The following is a 17,193-nucleotide window of genomic DNA, read 5'->3' on the forward strand; positions in this document are numbered from 1 at the left end:
AATATATAAGTGCGCGAGAAGGAAAGGGGGGAAGGGACGGCTTAAGGACGCTCCCCATGCAGGAGGAAGAGGAGGGAACACAAAGAGGCGACGGGATACGGAGAAGATACGGGGGAAAGCACGGAGAAAAAAAAGGGAAGGTGCGGAGGGGAAAAGGACACATGCACAACATGCGCCCATTTTATTTTACAAAAAACGGAGGAAGAAAGACCAGCTGACGACTGAGGCGGACTCACTCCTTGAACGAAAGGGAATCAGTCGGAGACTGAAACGGTTTCACTCAGGGACTGAAACGGTTTCAGTCGCCGACTGATTGTACCCCCGCCGGAAGTACTTCTGACAGGGGTAAAAGAGGGGATAAAAAAGAGAAAGAAAAAGAAATACAGAAGGTAAAAAAAATCACCAATAGAAACAAGAGCGAAGGAAGGAGGGCGGATATTCTCAGCAAGGAATCTGTATTGCTGAAAGAGAAAGGAAACAAATATCGTTTTGCGAAACTAAAAAAAAGAAAATCCGCAATTGAGTCAACTCCGTCAATGGCGAGCAACTTGATATATTCTAAAACTGTTCAGAATTCAGGTAATGTTGAGCACATTCTCTAAAAACCCTCTTTGGCTTCTTCCTGCGGAATCCGTACAGAAGTATAGAGTTCGAGCACGGCAGCGATTGTCAAGGAAACAATCCACTCGTTGCCATGCGTAAAGAACATAAATGCTCCTGTAAGTACCAACAGAAGCGCAGCGAATATTTGCTGTCGCCTCAGGCGCCTCACAACAGGCGTCTTACACTCGGAAGGAGAATTGATTTGCGCCAAAGCCACCATTGTGGCACCCACAGTATATATATAAGGAGAGAGGAACCATCCGGTGACATAAACGGCAGCTCCAACCAGAAGCATAACGGCTCCCACCGTAAAGAGGGCTGATATCAATTGTTTCATTCTTCTATATCTTCTTCAAACACATAAATATCTTCATTGGGCTTCTTCATCAGATACTTCTCGCGAGCAACCCGTTCGATGGCACCGGAATCGACAGCAAGCTCATTAAGACGCTCGGTGTTTTCTTCATATTCCTTACGGTATTTCTCAATCTCATCGCACAAGCGGCTTTCTTCCCTGGCATAACCCAAACGACGCACAATGCTGTTTTCATCCAGAAAACCGATAATCAAAACAAACAATGCAAGCGTAATCAGATACTTGTGTTTGCGGACAAAAGACCAAAGAGAAGCAAGTTTATCCATCGCAACATCTATTTAGCTATTAACAATTCTCGAACGCAGGTTGCCTGCAATGCAACTTCACGACACAAAGATAAGAGGAATAACCGAAAGATTTCTTTTTTTTGTGTACATTTGCACAAAAAGCAAAGAATATCCCGAATATGGAAAACTATATCGTATCTGCCCGGAAATACCGTCCCTCGACCTTTGATTCGGTGGTAGGGCAACACGCACTGACCACCACCCTGAAGAATGCCATCGCCACCGGAAAGCTGGCGCATGCTTACCTCTTTTGCGGTCCGCGTGGCGTGGGAAAAACCACTTGTGCCCGCATCTTTGCCAAAACCATCAACTGCATGAGTCCCACCCCGGACGGAGAGGCATGCAATCAATGCGAGTCGTGCACAGCCTTCAATGAGCAGCGTTCCTACAACATCCATGAACTGGATGCCGCTTCCAATAACTCCGTCGACGACATCCGCCAGCTGGTGGAACAAGTACGCATCCCACCCCAAATCGGCAAATACAAAGTATATATCATCGACGAGGTGCACATGCTTTCCGCTTCGGCTTTCAACGCTTTCCTGAAAACACTGGAAGAGCCGCCACGCCATGCCATCTTCATCCTTGCCACCACCGAAAAGCACAAGATATTGCCGACTATCCTTTCGCGCTGCCAAATCTACGATTTCAACCGGATCGGCGTGGAAGACACCGTAGCCCACTTGGCTTACGTGGCCTCGAAGGAAGGTATTACCGCCGAACCGGAGGCTTTGAATGTCATTGCCCTCAAAGCAGACGGCGGCATGCGCGACGCCCTATCCATCTTCGACCAAGTAGTCAGTTTCACCGGGGGACACATCACCTACAAAAGCGTGATTGAGAACCTCAATGTGCTGGACTACGAATATTACTTCAGGCTGACCGACTTTTTCCTTGAGAACAAAGTAAGCGACGCGCTGTTGCTGCTGAACGACGTCCTAAACAAAGGTTTCGACGGCAGCCACTTCGTCACCGGCCTTTCTTCCCACCTACGTGATTTGCTCGTAAGCAAAGACGCGGCAACATTGCTTTTACTTCAGGTGGGCGCCGGCATCCGCGAGCGTTATCGGGCGCAAGCGCAGAAGTGCCCACTGCCTTTTCTCTATCGTGCCATGAAACTGTGCAACGACTGTGACTTAAGCTATCGCACAAGCAAAAACAAACGCCTGCTGGTAGAACTGACACTGATACAAGCGGCTCAAATCACCACCGAGGAAGATGACTCGTCCAATGGGCGTAGCCCTAAACAAGCAATAAAACCCATATTCACGCAGCCTACCGCTACACAGCAGCCGCAGGCCGCCACTGCTGCAACTCGTCCGCAAACCAGCACGAGTCCGGTTTCCCCAGCTATTGCCCAAAGCGAAAATCCTCGTCCAAGCCCCCCTACCCGGAGTCAGGAAGCCAATGCCGATCCTTCTCATCCCATCCCCACTGCCATACTGATGGCACAAGGAAAAGAAGAAAAGAAGATTCCGGTGATGAAAAGCTCCAATTTGGGCATTTCCATAAAACATACGGCAACGGAAGAAAAACAGGAAAAAACGAACAGCGCCCCTCTTGTGCGCCAATCCCTACAGATAGAAGAAGACTATATCTTCAACGAAAAAGATGTGAACTTTTACTGGCAAGAATATGCCGGACGCATGCCCCAAGAGCAAGTGGCCATAGCCAAGCGCATGCAAAACATGCATGTCACCTTATTAAGCAATACCACCACTTTCGAAGCCGTGGTAGATAATGACATCATAGCCAAGGACTTCACGGCCATGATACCCGCCATCCAAGAGTACATGCGCCTCCGTTTGAAAAACAGGAAAATCACCATGACCGTACGTGTCAGCGCTCCTGCCGAACAAACCCGTGCTTATAGCAGAGTGGAGAAATTTCAAATGATGGCGCAGAAAAACGAAGCATTAGTACAACTAAAAGACGAATTCGGATTAGAATTTTACTAACCTATTTTCTAAGCAAAACGACATAATCGCCGCTTTTCAGAAGAGGAAAAAAATAAAAATATCGCATATAGTTTTATTTTTTATCAAAATTGTTTATTTTTGCCAATAAGAAATAAAAGAATATTTCCTTTGAGGGTAAAAGTAACCATATTAACATTGATAGGGCAAATCCTATTTTTCTTTGTCCAAACAATTTATGCCACAACAAACCCCGGAAAGCTGAAGGTTCTGAGTTTGTTTGTCGAAAAAGAAATACTATACAATGAGTCCACTCCTTTGGATAGTGTCATAGCATGGAGCGAAGACGTTCTTTCCGACATGAGTCCCACAGAGCACAAAGATCTGTATTTCCTGCTGCAACTACAATTGGCAGAAGCATATACCCTGCGCGGAGATATCAGCTTAGCTTCAGACAGAGCACAGCAAATGTATGAAGAAGCTCAGGCATCCAATAACCGGTTTGGCATCGCCATCGCCAATCAGGCTATAGGCAACGCCTATAACACGATAGCCCAATTATGCTCCAAAGCATTGGAATCATATCAAGACGCCTTATACGAACTTTCACAGGCATCGGACATCCCGGTATACAAAATGCGCCTACTGCTAAAGATTTCTCATACCTTGCAGTGCCAAGGACGCATAGAAGAAGCCCGAGAAGTGTTGAAAGAATTGGAAACGATGCTGTCGCAGACGCCTAATTATCCGATAGAATTTTTCTTCAACCTTGTGAAAGCCGACTGTGCCATCTCTCACGGATTATCGGAACAAAGCCATTTGAAAGAAGCTGCTGCATATCTGCACAAGGCAGATTCCATCTACCGGTTATATCCGGAGAAGTTCTACCGTTTTCATCTGGATTGTGTCACTGCCGACTACTATCGCCTCATGGGTAATAAAGATAGAACCTATTGGGATAAAGCCCAAAACATCTATTCCCACCTACAAGACGAATACAAACACAACAAACGCTCCATCTACTATCGCCAAACTGCTTTAGGAAAAATAAACTTGTACTATGCGCAAGGGAAAAACGCCGAAGCCTGCCGCATCTATCAGGAGCTATATCCGCTGATCGACACGCTTGCTTCTCAAAGCTACATCCGACAAATCAATGTCATAAAGGCCAAATACAAGGTAGACAAAGTAAAAATAGCCAGCGAGAAGATGTATAATAAGGCCATAATCAGCATTGTGGGAGGATTCGTTATTCTGGCTGCATTGTTTTCACTCCTCGCCATCCAACTGCACAAACAACGAAAGAAGGTAAAGCTATCTACCCGAAAGTTAGACCTATCGCGCATCAATGCAGAGAATGCCATACGAACCAAAAGCATGTTCCTCTCGAACATGAGCCATGAAATACGCACGCCCCTCAATGCCCTGTCCGGTTTCTCCGGTTTGCTGACCGAAGAAAGCCTGGACGCGGAAACTCGTCTTCAGTGCAACGAAATCATTCAGCAAAATTCCGAATTGCTGCTGAAACTCATCGGCGATGTCATCGATCTGTCGAGTCTGGAATTCGGCAAACTACAATTCAGCATTGCCAAACACGATGTCGTAAGCATTTGCAACAATGTGATAGACACAGTGAACAAGGTAAAGCAGACACAAGCCGATGTCTTGTTCATTACAAAACTGGAATCCATGGAGATAGAAACCGATAAATCGCGCCTGCAACAAGTACTAATCAACCTGCTGATAAACGCCACCAAGTTTACCCGGCAAGGCAGCATCACGCTGGAACTGAAGAAGGAAACCGATGAGATGTTGCTGTTCTCTGTGGCAGACACCGGTTGCGGCATTCCAAAAGAAAAACAGAGGAATATCTTCCGGCGCTTTGAGAAAGTGAACGAAACCGATCAGGGAAGCGGCCTGGGACTCTCCATAAGCCAACTCATCATAGAACACATGGGCGGAAGTATCTGGATTGATACCGATTATACCGAAGGGGCAAAATTTTGTTTCACACATCCCATCAATCAATCTGAAACAAACGGAAAGGAGGCAGGAAAATGAAACGGCTCTTTCTTATATTGCAAATGTTGTATTGGCTGTTGTCACCATTATTATATGCAGGAAATCACCAATCGCATACCAAAGACAGCTTGCTGCGTATCTATCTTTCCACCCCACCTGACTCTACCAGACTGCAAGTTTTGTATCGGCTGGTCGTATTAGAACAGCTGTCTCCCACTTTCCTATACTATGGAGACAAGCTGCTGAAAGAAGCTGCCGCACAGAAAGACTCGTATTACCGACAGAAAGCTGTCTTTGCGCACATCGCTTATTATTATAACCAATTAGACCGGAAACACGCAGAACAATGGATGCTCCGATTGGAGAAACTGGCCGAAGAAGAGAACTCATACGATTTTTATTTCAAAGGAAAGAAAATGATGATAGAGTTCGACCTCTTCAACCAACAAATAGAGTCGGCTTATGTAGAAGCCGAAGAGATGCTCCGGAAAGCCACAGAAATCAATAGTATCAAAGGACAGCGCGAAGCCCATCTCGCATTGCTTGGCGTATACTTCGACACAAACCGGTACAAGGACGGGGTAGCCGCATTGAATAAAGCCCTCGAATTAGGTACTGACAACATAAGCCTCGCAGACAAGAAAGACCTGCTGGTGAAAGCTGTGCTGGTTTACTCACTCCTTCGCGACAATGACCAGCTCTTGAACTATACAGACCAATTAAAAGCCGTAGTAGATGCCATGCAAAAAGACGGCGGTCACAGTATTGCCAATGGCCTCAGAAATGTCAATTTATTAATTGAGGTAGAGTATGCCTATTATTTTATACGTAGCGGTCAAGCAACAAAAGCATGGAAACATTTGCAATCGGCAGAAAAATACCTGAACTCTAAAACATTCATCCCTTATCAGATGCAGCGTCTCGGTGCCTATGCCGAATATTACCGGCTGATTGGGGAAAATGAGAAAGCATTGAACCATCTGAATGCAGCTATCGACCTTACAACCCCGATTTCGCTCGAAGACGCTTTGAGATATCAACTGCAAAAGGCCGATTTATTAGTGGAAATGACACGAACAGACGAAGCAATATCCCTTTACCAGCAGACTGCAAAGAAGAAAGATTCGTTATTCGCCGTTTTCTCTGCCACACAAACGAAGCAGATTCAAACATCATATAGTATCAACAGACTGATTTGGTATAAAGAGCACCGACAAAGAATCATTAACTATATCTTCCTGTTTGTGTCCATTGTTGTCGTCATAGCACTCTTACTCTATAACCTGCACATGTACAGAAACCGTAAGAAGCTGAAATTCGCAGAAAAAGAAATGCGCAGGCTGGCAGATGTTGCTGAAGAAGCCAATGAAGTGAAAAGCCGCTTCCTTGCCAATATGAGCTACAACATCCGCATTCCTTTGAACAATGTCGTAGGATTCTCCCAATTGCTATCCAATGAAAACGAAATAAGCGAAGAAGAACGAGATGAATATACCGGCATCATCCAAAGTAATGCACATGAACTAATACAATTAGTAAACGACGTGCTGGATCTTTCGCGTCTGGAAGCCGATATGATGAAGTTCCAGCTACAAGAGTGCAACTTACAGGAGTGGTGCAACGACTTACCGGGCAGAGTGCGGATGCAGAGCGAAGGTAACATCCACCTGAATATGCAAGCTGAAACAAATGATGCAAACATACATACAGATGTGAGACGTCTGACCGAAATCATGATGTCCATGTTGCTCTATCCTGTTGATTGCAACGAACAAAGGGATATAGAGATGGATATCATTCATCACACAGAAAACAAATTTGTAGAGTTCCGTATAAAAAACAGTCCATTGGCCGACCCGGTCTTTTCCTCCTCCAAAGTAACTGTAAGACGAAGAATCGGACAGCTATTCTTCGAACACTTTGGCGGAACATGCCTGATAGAGGAAGGAGCGGAAATCAGATGCACATATCCTGCAAATCAAGAAACTGCATAATTCCGCCCCTGCCTGTGTTATTTAGACTGCATACAAATTAGCGGTTTTTAATGAAGAACAGCAACAACCAACGGGGAAAACTGTTACTTTTGTCGAACTAATTAGTACTAATAACAATTTAAATCTAAAAAAAATGGCTTACGTAATTAATGACGATTGTATTGCTTGCGGCACTTGTATTGACGAGTGTCCGGTAGGTGCAATTTCTGAAGGTGATAAGTATTCTATCGATCCTGAAGCATGTACAGAATGCGGAACTTGCGCAGATGTTTGTCCGTCTGAAGCAATTCATCCGGGAGAATAATACACACCTCCTTAAAAAACAGAAGGCTCGGTTTCTTGCGAATCCGAGCCTTTCTATTTTTGCAATAAAACATTATTTCAATTCTGCCAATGCCTCCTTCATTCTACGAATAGCTTCAACTATATTCTCGTCACTGGTGGCATAGCTCATACGGATGCATTCGAGAGCACCGAAAGAAGCACCACCCACACAAGCTACATGAGCCACCTCCAATAGGTACATGGCCAAATCATCCGAGTTATTGATTGTACGTCCACCCGCAGACTTTCCAAAGAACGAATCGCATTTGGGGAACAAATAGAAAGCTCCTTCCGGTACATTCACCTCGAAGCCCGGAACTTCTTTAGCCAGTTTCACTATCAAGTTGCGACGACGCTCAAATGCCTTGCGCATATCTTCTACCGGTGCCTGAGTACCGGTATAAGCGGCTTCGGCAGCTTTCTGAGAAACAGAGCAAGGACCGGAGGTATATTGTCCCTGCAATTTATTACAGGCTTTTACAATCCATTCCGGTCCGGCAATAAAGCCGATACGCCAACCCGTCATGGCATACGCTTTGGAAACACCATTCACAATAACAGTGCGCTCCTTCATTTCCGGAAACTGTGCAATACTTTGATGTTTACCGATGTAGTTGATATGCTCGTAAATCTCATCAGCAATCACGATAACCTGCGGATGCTTTACCAATACGGCAGCCAGCCCTGCCAACTCCTCCTTACTATAAACAGATCCTGTGGGATTGGAAGGAGAACAAAGAATCAAAGCTTTTGTCTTCGGAGTAATGGCAGCCTCCAACTGCGCAGGCGTAATTTTAAAATCCTGATCGATGCCGGCAGTCACAATGACCGGCGTACCTTCGGCCAACTTCACCATTTCGGGATAACTAACCCAATAAGGAGCAGGAACAATCACCTCATCTCCCGGATTCACCAATACCAAAATCGCATTGCAAACCGACTGCTTGGCACCATTAGCACAAGAGATTTGTGCAGCAGTATATTCCAGACCATTTTCTTTTTTCAACTTTTCTACGATTGCATTACGCAAAGCCGGATAGCCCGGAACGGGAGAATAGCGAGAGAAGTTATCGTCTATCGCCTTTTTCGCAGCCTCTTTAATGTGGTCAGGAGTATTGAAATCCGGTTCTCCCACACTCAGGTTGATTACGTCTACGCCTTGAGCCTTCAGCTCCGCGCTCTTTTGAGACATAGCCAGTGTCGCAGATGGCGACAAACTGTTTAAACGATCTGATAATTGGTTCATTTTGTTTCTATTTAATGGTTGTTATGCTAATTCAGCTACAAAATAAGCGTTTTTATTCGACATATTAAAACAAAAAGACAGTTACTTATTAAAATGAAGCGTATGCCCCATACGTTCCTTTTTTGTACGGAGGTAACGTTCGTTATACTTATTCGGAATCGATTCAACAGGAACATTCTCCGTAATTTCCAATCCATAGGCTTCCAAACCGACGCGTTTCACCGGATTATTGGTCAGCAAGCGCATCTTATGCACACCGATCTCACGAAGGATTTGTGCTCCCACTCCATAATCGCGCTCATCGGCCAGATGGCCCAGACAGAGATTGGCATCTACGGTATCCAGTCCATCTTCCTGCAATTTATACGCCTTCATTTTTTCCATCAGACCAATGCCGCGTCCTTCCTGATTCAGATAAACAATCACACCTTTACCGGCTTTCTCTATCATCTCCATTGCTTTATGCAACTGCTCACCGCAATCGCAACGTTTAGAACCAAAAATATCTCCCGTCGCACAAGAAGAATGTACACGCACCAAAACAGGTTCTTCCAACTCCCATGTACCCTTGAACAAAGCTACATGCTCCAAGCCATTTGACTTCTGACGGAAAGGAATCAAACGGAAATGTCCATGCTCAGTAGGCATATCCACCTCCACACCTTTCTCTATAATAGATTCTTGTTTTAAACGATAAGCAATCAAATCGCGAATAGAAATCAGTTTCAAACCAAACTCATCCGCCATCTTACGTAATTCGGGCAAACGCGCCATGGTTCCGTCTTCATTCATAATTTCCATCAGTGCACCAGCCGGATATAGTCCCGCCAGACGAGCCATATCAATAGCAGCCTCAGTGTGTCCGGCACGCCGAAGTACCCCTTTTTCTTGAGCATACAGCGGGTTAATATGCCCGGGACGGCCAAATGTGGCAGGAGTAGAAGCCGGATCGGCCAATGCGCGAATAGTAGCTGCACGATCGGCAGCAGAAACACCGGTAGTACAACCTTCCAGCTTATCAATTGTCACAGTAAAGGGAGTGCCCAGCACCGAAGTATTATCCGACACTTGATGCGGCAGGTCCAGCTCCTTGCAACGTGAAACAGTAATCGGAGCGCAGAGTACGCCACGAGCATGTTTCAGCATAAAGTTCACTTTCTCCGGAGTTATCTTCTCCGCCGCAATTATCAAATCGCCCTCATTTTCACGGTCTTCATCGTCTACTACGACCACAAAATTACCGGCCTTGAAATCTTCAATGGCTTCTTCTATTGTATTCAATTTTACATTTTCCATAATCTATATCTTTTTTATCTATTTTCTCTTTTTTCTATTATCGCAATGACCTCCTCGTTCGTCTTGATAATCCGCTCCATATCCTTATTCAAGCGAATACGGAATATCCAGATACGGAAGTAAAAGAACAAGCCTATCGGGAAAAGCACTCCACAGAGCAAATTCAACCAATAACTACGAAACGGGCGGACATGTGCATGAATAGGAATAATAGGATAGTTGTTCAACTCAGTCAGCAAAGTGATAGATTTCGTATTCGACATTTCATCTATCAAGATTTCCAGCCGTTCGTTAATCTCTTCCATCACCTCATCCCTATTACCGGCCATCCACAACTTAAAATAATTAGGTGCACGCTTCAAAGCTTTCTTCTTGGCATATGCGCGACAATCAGCCGACAATGCCCGTAAGTCTCCGGGGATGCGTACATAATCGGGATCTTGAATGATGACTTCCTTGCGAAACAGATGGCGCACATTACGAATTCCCACTACCTTCTTGAACCAATTTATATAAGCATCTGCGTTCAACACCACAGAATCGCTATTCGCTTTGTAAGTAAGGAATGCCCCCAACGGTGCCAATACAGCCGTACTGGTCCACATTCCCATCCATACAACCCACTTACCGTCACGAGCCATCTTATAGCCCGTGTTATTGATGATATAATAAACAATGAAAATCAATACAGAAACAACTACCGGCATTCCCAACCCTCCTTTACGGATAATTCCTCCAAGAGGAGCACCAATAAAGAAGAAGATAAGGCACGCCAACGAAAGAGTCAGTTTTTCGTGCCAGGAAGTCATGTGCCGACGAAGGTTATTTTCTGTCATCGATATATCGTTGCTTTTAAAACTCCAATCGCTTCCGGCACCTTCGACCCGACCAATAGCTGTAGATATGATCTTCTGTTTCTCTACTAACGTAGCCATATTGAATATACTGTCCACACTGTACTCACCCAAATGAGCTTTTTCTATTTTCAATGTATCTTCCTTAGTCATACCGGTCGTAACCCTATATGTTCCCTGCATCGCCTCTTCGTAATATACACGAGCCAGACTGTCATTCTGAACTTGCATTGAATCAATGTCTATCTGCAGTTTCTTCATGTTCTTACTATTGGAGTAATTGCTCATGATACCGGCATCTACCATATTAAAATCCGAGTCAAACTCAATTATTGCATGTTTCTCACGAAAAGCCTCCCGGCGATAAGGCACATTTCTTTGATCCATGCTCTGCGACTTCAGGTTTTCAAACTGTTCGCCACTATATAAGTGTAAATACAAATGTTTCTTATCAGCAGTCATTTCCAAACGTCCCGAATCAGCTTTTATAATTTGGGCATTCTCAAAGCCCTTTTCAAAGTTATATATAAGGACATCATACAACATACCCGTGTCACGGTTCTTCCGTTTCACATACAGGTTATAACCATCTATTTCATCATAGAATACTCCTTCAGGGATATCAAGTTCAGGCGCTTTCTGCTTCATGGAAATAAGCAAAGTACCTAAATCAGTCTGGGCTTTAGGCCCTATCACATTTTGGAAATAAAAAGACAGACAGCAAATAAATACGATAAAGATGATCAGAGGCCGCATGATTTTCAGCAACGAAATGCCGGCCGCCTTCATGGCAAGCAGCTCAAAGCGTTCTCCAAAATTACCGAAAGTGATAAGAGCAGCCAGCAGAACAGCCAGCGGCAATGAAACAGGAACCAAGGTCAGTGCTGAATAAAAGAAGAACTGTGCCATGACAGTCATCTCCAAGCCTTTCCCGATCAGTTCATCCACATACCTCCACAAAAATTGCATCATGAAGATAAAAAGGCAGATGAAAAAAGTCCCTATAAAGAGTGTGCAGAAACTCTTCAGGACAAATATATCTAACTTTTTTATGCGCAACATTTTACTTGTTTCATGCAATAAGAACACAAAAGTAGCATAAAAAGGGGAGTAGAGGAAATTTTTAATCGAAAGTTAACTAAAAACCGCAAGTTCTACGCAAGGTATCTACTTGAGTCTCCCATAATTCACACAAATCAGCTACCTCGTCCGCAGCCGCAAAGTCGATTATTTCCAAAACAAAATCGTTAGTCAACTCATTATTGGTCATTTTCAGTTCAAAGAACTCGCGCTCATTCTCATCATCCATCCATTGAAAACGAATAAAAGAATAGGCTCGTACAGCCACAATCTCCGCATCTCGTTTTTCCGTCTTTCCCCAAAAGAAGGTGACAGTTTTGTCGTCCGATTGAACCCTATCGGCAAACCAGCCCTCCAAACCGGTAGGAGTACTTATCGCTGCCCAAAGAATGCTTTTAGAAGTTGCATTCAAGAGAAACTCCAAATGTATTTTTTCCCTTTCCATAGTGTATTCGTCTTTGTTATTGCGCCAGCCAAGATAAAAACTTTTTTCTAATTACAAAAAACAAATCCTCTATTTTATTTAGGTTTATCCTCCCTTGTAACTGTAACCAACTGACAATGTTCCACAAAGCTCCTTTAAAAAAGAGTATAATAATATAATCTCTCTCTCCGACGAGAGAAAAGAGATAAAAATCCCACAAAAGTTTTGGCATTTTAAATAAAAGCTCTATCTTTGCACCCGCAATCGAGAAACGATGGCGGGATAGCTCAGCTGGTTAGAGCGCATGATTCATAATCATGAGGTCCCCGGTTCAATCCCGGGTCCCGCTACCAAGTAAGATTTAGACTGTTGGGAGGCTTCCACTCTTGGCGGTCTTTTTTTCTTTTTATCCCTCGTTTGGCGTTATGGTGGGGCAATCAATTACGCCCCCTCCGCTTACAAACTCTCTCGGTTTTATGCCGAACTGTTTCTGAAAACATTTTGCAAAATAAGACGGACATTGAAACCCACCATGTAGCATATTTCACTAATCCGGTATTGATTCTCCATAAGCAATGCTGCCGCTTTCTTAAGCCTTACAATCTGAATCAGTTCATTGGGGGTAACATCTGCCAACGTTTTGATTTTTGCAAACAGCCCGGAACGACTTATGCACAACCGCTCTGCCAAAAAATCGACAGACAACTCCGGATTAGAAAAGTTCTGCTCTATAATCTCATTGATGCGAGTAAGAAATTTGTTATCCATCGTATTGCTCGCAACGCTGGTCAATGGTATCATAGGCATTTTCGAGAATTTGTTACGCAACAAATTACGCAAATCAAGCAGATTCTTGATACAGGCCTCCAGATATTGCACGGAAAAAGGCTTCTCTATATAAGCGTCCGCCCCGCAATCCAAGCCTTCCACCTTAGAGTCCACATCCGTCTTAGCAGTCAACAGAATAAGGGGAATATGGCTTGTGGTTTGATCAGCCCGTATCTTCCGACAAAGCTCTATTCCATCCATACGAGGCATCATCCAGTCGCATACAATCAAAGCCACATCATTCTCTTTCATCTTTTCCAATGCATCCAACCCATCTTCTGCAGTCAAAACAATATATTGCCCGACAAAACTATTCAAGAGAAAATGCCGCATCTCCTCATTATCATCTACAATCAACATCACCGGCCTATCTTTGGGGGCAATCACCTCCGGCAATCTTTCTGAAAGAATATCCTCCGGAATTGCAGGGTTAAGGATATCCGAACTTCCGTTCCCCGCCTCTGTCTTGCTTTGTTCTATAGGGAGCGTCACAATAAAGGAAACCCCTTTGTTTACATTCGATTCCACCTCTATGCAACCATTATGAGCTTCTACAATACTCTTCACGATGCTAAGACCGATGCCTGTGCCCGGCTTATTGTCCGCAGCCTGATAGAAAGGTTTAAAAATCCTCTCTTGCTCTTCCTTGCTGATGCCGATCCCATTATCCGTCACTCTGATGACAAACGTGCGCTGTTCGGGCTGTATCGTGCAAGATAAGAGCACCTTGTCTTCCGTATATTTACTGGCATTAGTCAATAGGTTGCTTATAAGTTTTGTAATCGCTTCGCTATCCACCATAGCCACAAAATCCACATCTGGATATTCCACGTCCAGCCGGACACCATGATGAGAAATAAAAGGTCCAAACCGTTCGCATACAGTTTCCAGCAATTGACGTATGTTTTGCCAAGCAAACCGAATAGTCATACCCTCTTGCTCCACCCTGCGAAAGTCTAACAACTGATTCACTAAGAATAACAATCTTTGGCTGTTACGGTTTATTATGTTCAAATCGTTACGTACTTCCATTGGGATCGGAACGGTTGACTTCATGATTTTCTCCAAAGGTCCTATGATAAGCGAAACCGGAGTACGTATCTCATGAGCTATCATTGTAAAGAACTTGATTTTAGCCTCGTGTACTTCCTTCTCCTTGGTCACTTTCAACCGGTTGATTTCCTCCGTATGTTTCTTCTCTGTCCATTTCAACAGAAAACGTATGAAGAAGGTCAACACGAAACATACTAATATGGAATAGATGATTTTGGCAACCATACTCCAATAAAAGGGCGGATAGATGATTATTTTTAGGGTGGCTTCCTTGTCACTCCAAACCCCATCATTATTAGTCGCCCTTACCCTGAATATATAATCTCCTGCGGGCAGATTAGTATAAGTAGCCTTATTTTGTGCCCCCACATAATTCCATTCCTTGTCAAACCCCTCCAATTTATAGGCATATTGATTCTTCTCCGGTGTGCAATAGCTCAACGAGGCATATAAAAGACTGAAAACATCCTCTTTATAAGAAAGCTCCAATTCCGTCATCGCACTCAAAGCCTTCGGAAGCAACCGGTCTCCTATTCTCATTTCCTTATTAAAGACCTCCAGACCGGTTATAACCACCGGCGGGAGTACTTTGTTAATCTTTATCTGATAAGGATAGAAAGCATTGAAGCCATTCACCGAGCCGATGTAGATTTTCCCATCTGAAGCTTTCAATACCGCATTTGGCAAAAACTGTTCACTCTGCAACCCATCACTGACAGAAAAAACCTGAGTTCCCTCTCCCGGTACATAACGAACCAGCCCTTTGGCAGTAGTCAGCCATAATACTCGCTGTTCCTCCACTATTCCACAAATATTACTGCTGGGAATATTCAAAGGAACAGCCTCAAACGCATCATGTTTCACATCATATCGACATAGACCATTCATCGTTCCAACCCACATATTCCCGTCACCGTCAATCAAGGTACAATTCACCTGATCGCTGAGTAAAGCACCAGAAATGCCGTCGTGTACGTAGTTCTTCCAAGTTTGTCTGTCCGGATTATATCTGAACAACCCTTTCCCTTGTGTAGAGAACCAAATGTCCCCATTCGCATCCTGATCTATATCAATGGTCAATGAACCTAAGTCCATCACTCTTGTAAAATTATCCGTTTTCCGATTATACAAATTTACTCCGGACATAGATGCCACCCAAATATTCTCATCACGGTCTCTGAAGATAGCGTAAGAGCTCGTTCCATCAAGCGTTGACGGATTATTCCGATAAGAAACATAGACTTTAAAGATTCCTGTCTGCAAATTCAGCACATTTACTCCTCCTGTATAAGTACCAATCCACAGATTATCATCGTCCATGCACAGTGCATGCACATTATGATAAGAAAGACTGTTTTCCTTGCCGCTTGCCCGATAACAAATAAATCTTCGCTCTTCCGGCACATAACAATTCAACCCTCCATCATCCGATGCAATCCATATACGTCCATATCTATCTTCACAAAAACGCCCGATAATAGTTCCATTCACCGAATTGGAGAAACGAGAATGAGCAAAGCTCTCAAATTGCCCCGTATTGGGCGAAATGTAATTCACTCCACCGTAATAGGTACCTATCCATACCCCTCCCTCACGGTCTTTCACAATAGGATAAACAAAGCGGTTGGAAATGGAATGAGGTTCTGTCTCATCTTCTGCAAACAAATGATGTTCTCCAGTAAGCGTATTGAACAATAGTAGTCCATCATCCGAACCTATCAAAAGCTGGTGAGGAGCATATTCCATCAAGGAATGGATATGCGATACTCCTTGCCCGGTTGACGGATGCAGGAACGTTGTCACTTTTCTCGTATACCTGTCCACTTTCTGCAACCCGCATTCCCAAGTTCCCAACCAAAGCACACGCTCCATGTCTTCCATAAGAGCCAATGAATTCGAACTCTGTCCATCCGTCTCATAGACAAGCTGATAAGGTTCAAACTTGTTTTCCGCCTTGTTCAACTTAGTCAGTCCTGCTCTTCCCCAATTTGTTACAGTCCATATCTGATTGTCCGCATCTACCATAACGGCAGCTACCAGATTATCCGCATCTCGAAACTCATATTGTTCCAAATAGCATTTGTTCGCATTATACTTGAAGACTCCTTGCCCCACAGTCGAAAACCACAAGTTTCCATCTTTGTCTTCCGCAATGCAACTGACAGTAGTCTTGAGGCTTATCCCACGCAAAGTAGTAACATTAAAAGCTCTTAGGGATTCCGTCTCATAATCATAGATCAAAACCCCTTTATCCGTTCCCACCCAAATCCGATCTCCCGTATCATACAACGCCGAAATGTATTCATTCTGCCCTTGCGGATTAGATTTATAGACTTTTATGTTAATTCCGTCATAACGGTTCAATCCATCATCACTTCCAAACCACATAAAGCCATATTTATCTTGTATGATGGCACGTACAGTATTAGAAGATAATCCATTCTCCACAGAGAAGTGGCGAAATCTAAAGTCTGCTGAAGCTACGACCGATACGCAAAACACGATTAGAACCATTATGATAAGAATCTTTTTTTTCATTCCTTTATTTATAAGATTTCGCTTCCCGAAATTTTAATGCAATAAGATCACCGAGCATTCTCCTTACCATTTCCCGGATTAATCCTGTGTCCGGGCAGGTATCTCCCATCGCGACCAATCATAAGTTTGTCGACAGGCTGTCTTTCGAGAGTGTAAAAATAATGCTTTCCTCATTATGTTTACACATTTCTTCATAAATAGATTTTCTATCTGCTTTTTCAGTCCCACATATGGGCAAATACACCGTTTTCCCTCTATGCCATCTCTGCATTACCTGAGTTCGGGATAAGAAACAGGTCGATAGTCTCATCCGCCGGCTTGTGTTCCAAAGCTAAACTCCACTGGTTATCAA

At 43.9% G+C, this 17,193-nt stretch carries 11 protein-coding genes, 1 tRNA gene and 1 pseudogene; 6 read left to right on the forward strand and 7 right to left on the reverse strand.

Features of this window, described 5'->3' with window-relative positions:
- The coding region (locus EV202_RS15160) for a hypothetical protein (protein ID WP_207903435.1) at window positions 1–218 on the forward strand (218 nt) is incomplete at its 5' end.
- A 380-nt stretch (window positions 219–598) separates the two neighbouring features.
- On the opposite strand, the gene EV202_RS07750 is transcribed toward EV202_RS15160, so the two are convergent.
- Entirely contained in the window at window positions 599–940 is a 342-nt protein-coding gene (locus EV202_RS07750; RefSeq protein WP_106068064.1) for a hypothetical protein, read from the reverse strand.
- On the reverse strand, window positions 937–1,245 hold the full coding sequence (locus tag EV202_RS07755; RefSeq protein WP_106068063.1) for an FtsB family cell division protein: 309 nt from the start codon (window positions 1,243–1,245) through the stop codon (window positions 937–939). Before EV202_RS07755 ends, EV202_RS07750 begins: the two co-directional genes overlap by 4 nt.
- Before the next feature lie 140 nt (window positions 1,246–1,385).
- Between EV202_RS07755 and EV202_RS07760 the strand changes: the two genes are divergently transcribed.
- The 4 genes from EV202_RS07760 (at window position 1,386) to EV202_RS07775 (ending at window position 7,502) form a co-directional block, all read left to right on the forward strand.
- The gene (locus EV202_RS07760) at window positions 1,386–3,224 is read left to right on the forward strand and encodes a DNA polymerase III subunit gamma/tau (protein WP_131926529.1); all 1,839 of its coding nucleotides are present in this window, start codon (window positions 1,386–1,388) and stop codon (window positions 3,222–3,224) included.
- A 318-nt stretch (window positions 3,225–3,542) separates the two neighbouring features.
- Window positions 3,543–5,243 (forward strand): tetratricopeptide repeat-containing sensor histidine kinase, encoded by a 1,701-nt coding sequence (locus EV202_RS07765; RefSeq protein WP_234878263.1) that lies wholly within the window; start codon window positions 3,543–3,545, stop codon window positions 5,241–5,243.
- Window positions 5,240–7,198, forward strand: coding sequence for a sensor histidine kinase (locus tag EV202_RS07770; protein WP_131926533.1), 1,959 nt, complete (start codon window positions 5,240–5,242; stop codon window positions 7,196–7,198). The genes EV202_RS07765 and EV202_RS07770 overlap by 4 nt, the downstream gene beginning before the upstream one ends.
- A gap of 133 nt (window positions 7,199–7,331) precedes the next feature.
- A complete protein-coding gene (locus tag EV202_RS07775) occupies window positions 7,332–7,502 on the forward strand; it encodes a DUF362 domain-containing protein (protein WP_106042007.1) in 171 nt (56 codons plus the stop codon).
- 72 nt (window positions 7,503–7,574) lie between these two features.
- On the opposite strand, the gene EV202_RS07780 is transcribed toward EV202_RS07775, so the two are convergent.
- The 4 genes from EV202_RS07780 to EV202_RS07795 form a co-directional block, all read right to left on the reverse strand.
- Entirely contained in the window at window positions 7,575–8,768 is a 1,194-nt protein-coding gene (locus EV202_RS07780) for a pyridoxal phosphate-dependent aminotransferase (RefSeq protein WP_131926535.1), read from the reverse strand.
- A gap of 81 nt (window positions 8,769–8,849) precedes the next feature.
- Window positions 8,850–10,064: a bifunctional 3,4-dihydroxy-2-butanone-4-phosphate synthase/GTP cyclohydrolase II gene (locus EV202_RS07785; RefSeq protein ID WP_131926537.1), complete on the reverse strand. Its 1,215-nt coding sequence runs from the start codon at window positions 10,062–10,064 to the stop codon at window positions 8,850–8,852.
- Window positions 10,065–10,078: 14 nt separating this feature from the next.
- The gene (locus EV202_RS07790) at window positions 10,079–11,980 is read right to left on the reverse strand and encodes an LptF/LptG family permease (RefSeq protein WP_131926539.1); all 1,902 of its coding nucleotides are present in this window, start codon (window positions 11,978–11,980) and stop codon (window positions 10,079–10,081) included.
- 76 nt (window positions 11,981–12,056) lie between these two features.
- Complete coding sequence (locus EV202_RS07795; RefSeq protein WP_106070365.1) at window positions 12,057–12,443, reverse strand: START-like domain-containing protein; 387 nt, start codon at window positions 12,441–12,443, stop codon at window positions 12,057–12,059.
- Window positions 12,444–12,698: 255 nt separating this feature from the next.
- Between EV202_RS07795 and EV202_RS07800 the strand changes: the two genes are divergently transcribed.
- Window positions 12,699–12,775: transfer RNA gene (locus EV202_RS07800), tRNA-Met, on the forward strand.
- A 53-nt stretch (window positions 12,776–12,828) separates the two neighbouring features.
- Here EV202_RS07800 and EV202_RS07805 read toward each other — a convergent pair.
- Window positions 12,829–16,841: pseudogene (locus EV202_RS07805) on the reverse strand (hybrid sensor histidine kinase/response regulator transcription factor).
- Window positions 16,842–17,193: the final 352 nt, after the last annotated feature.

Source organism: Prevotella heparinolytica, assembly GCF_004342845.1.
Lineage (GTDB): Bacteria > Bacteroidota > Bacteroidia > Bacteroidales > Bacteroidaceae > Bacteroides > Bacteroides heparinolyticus.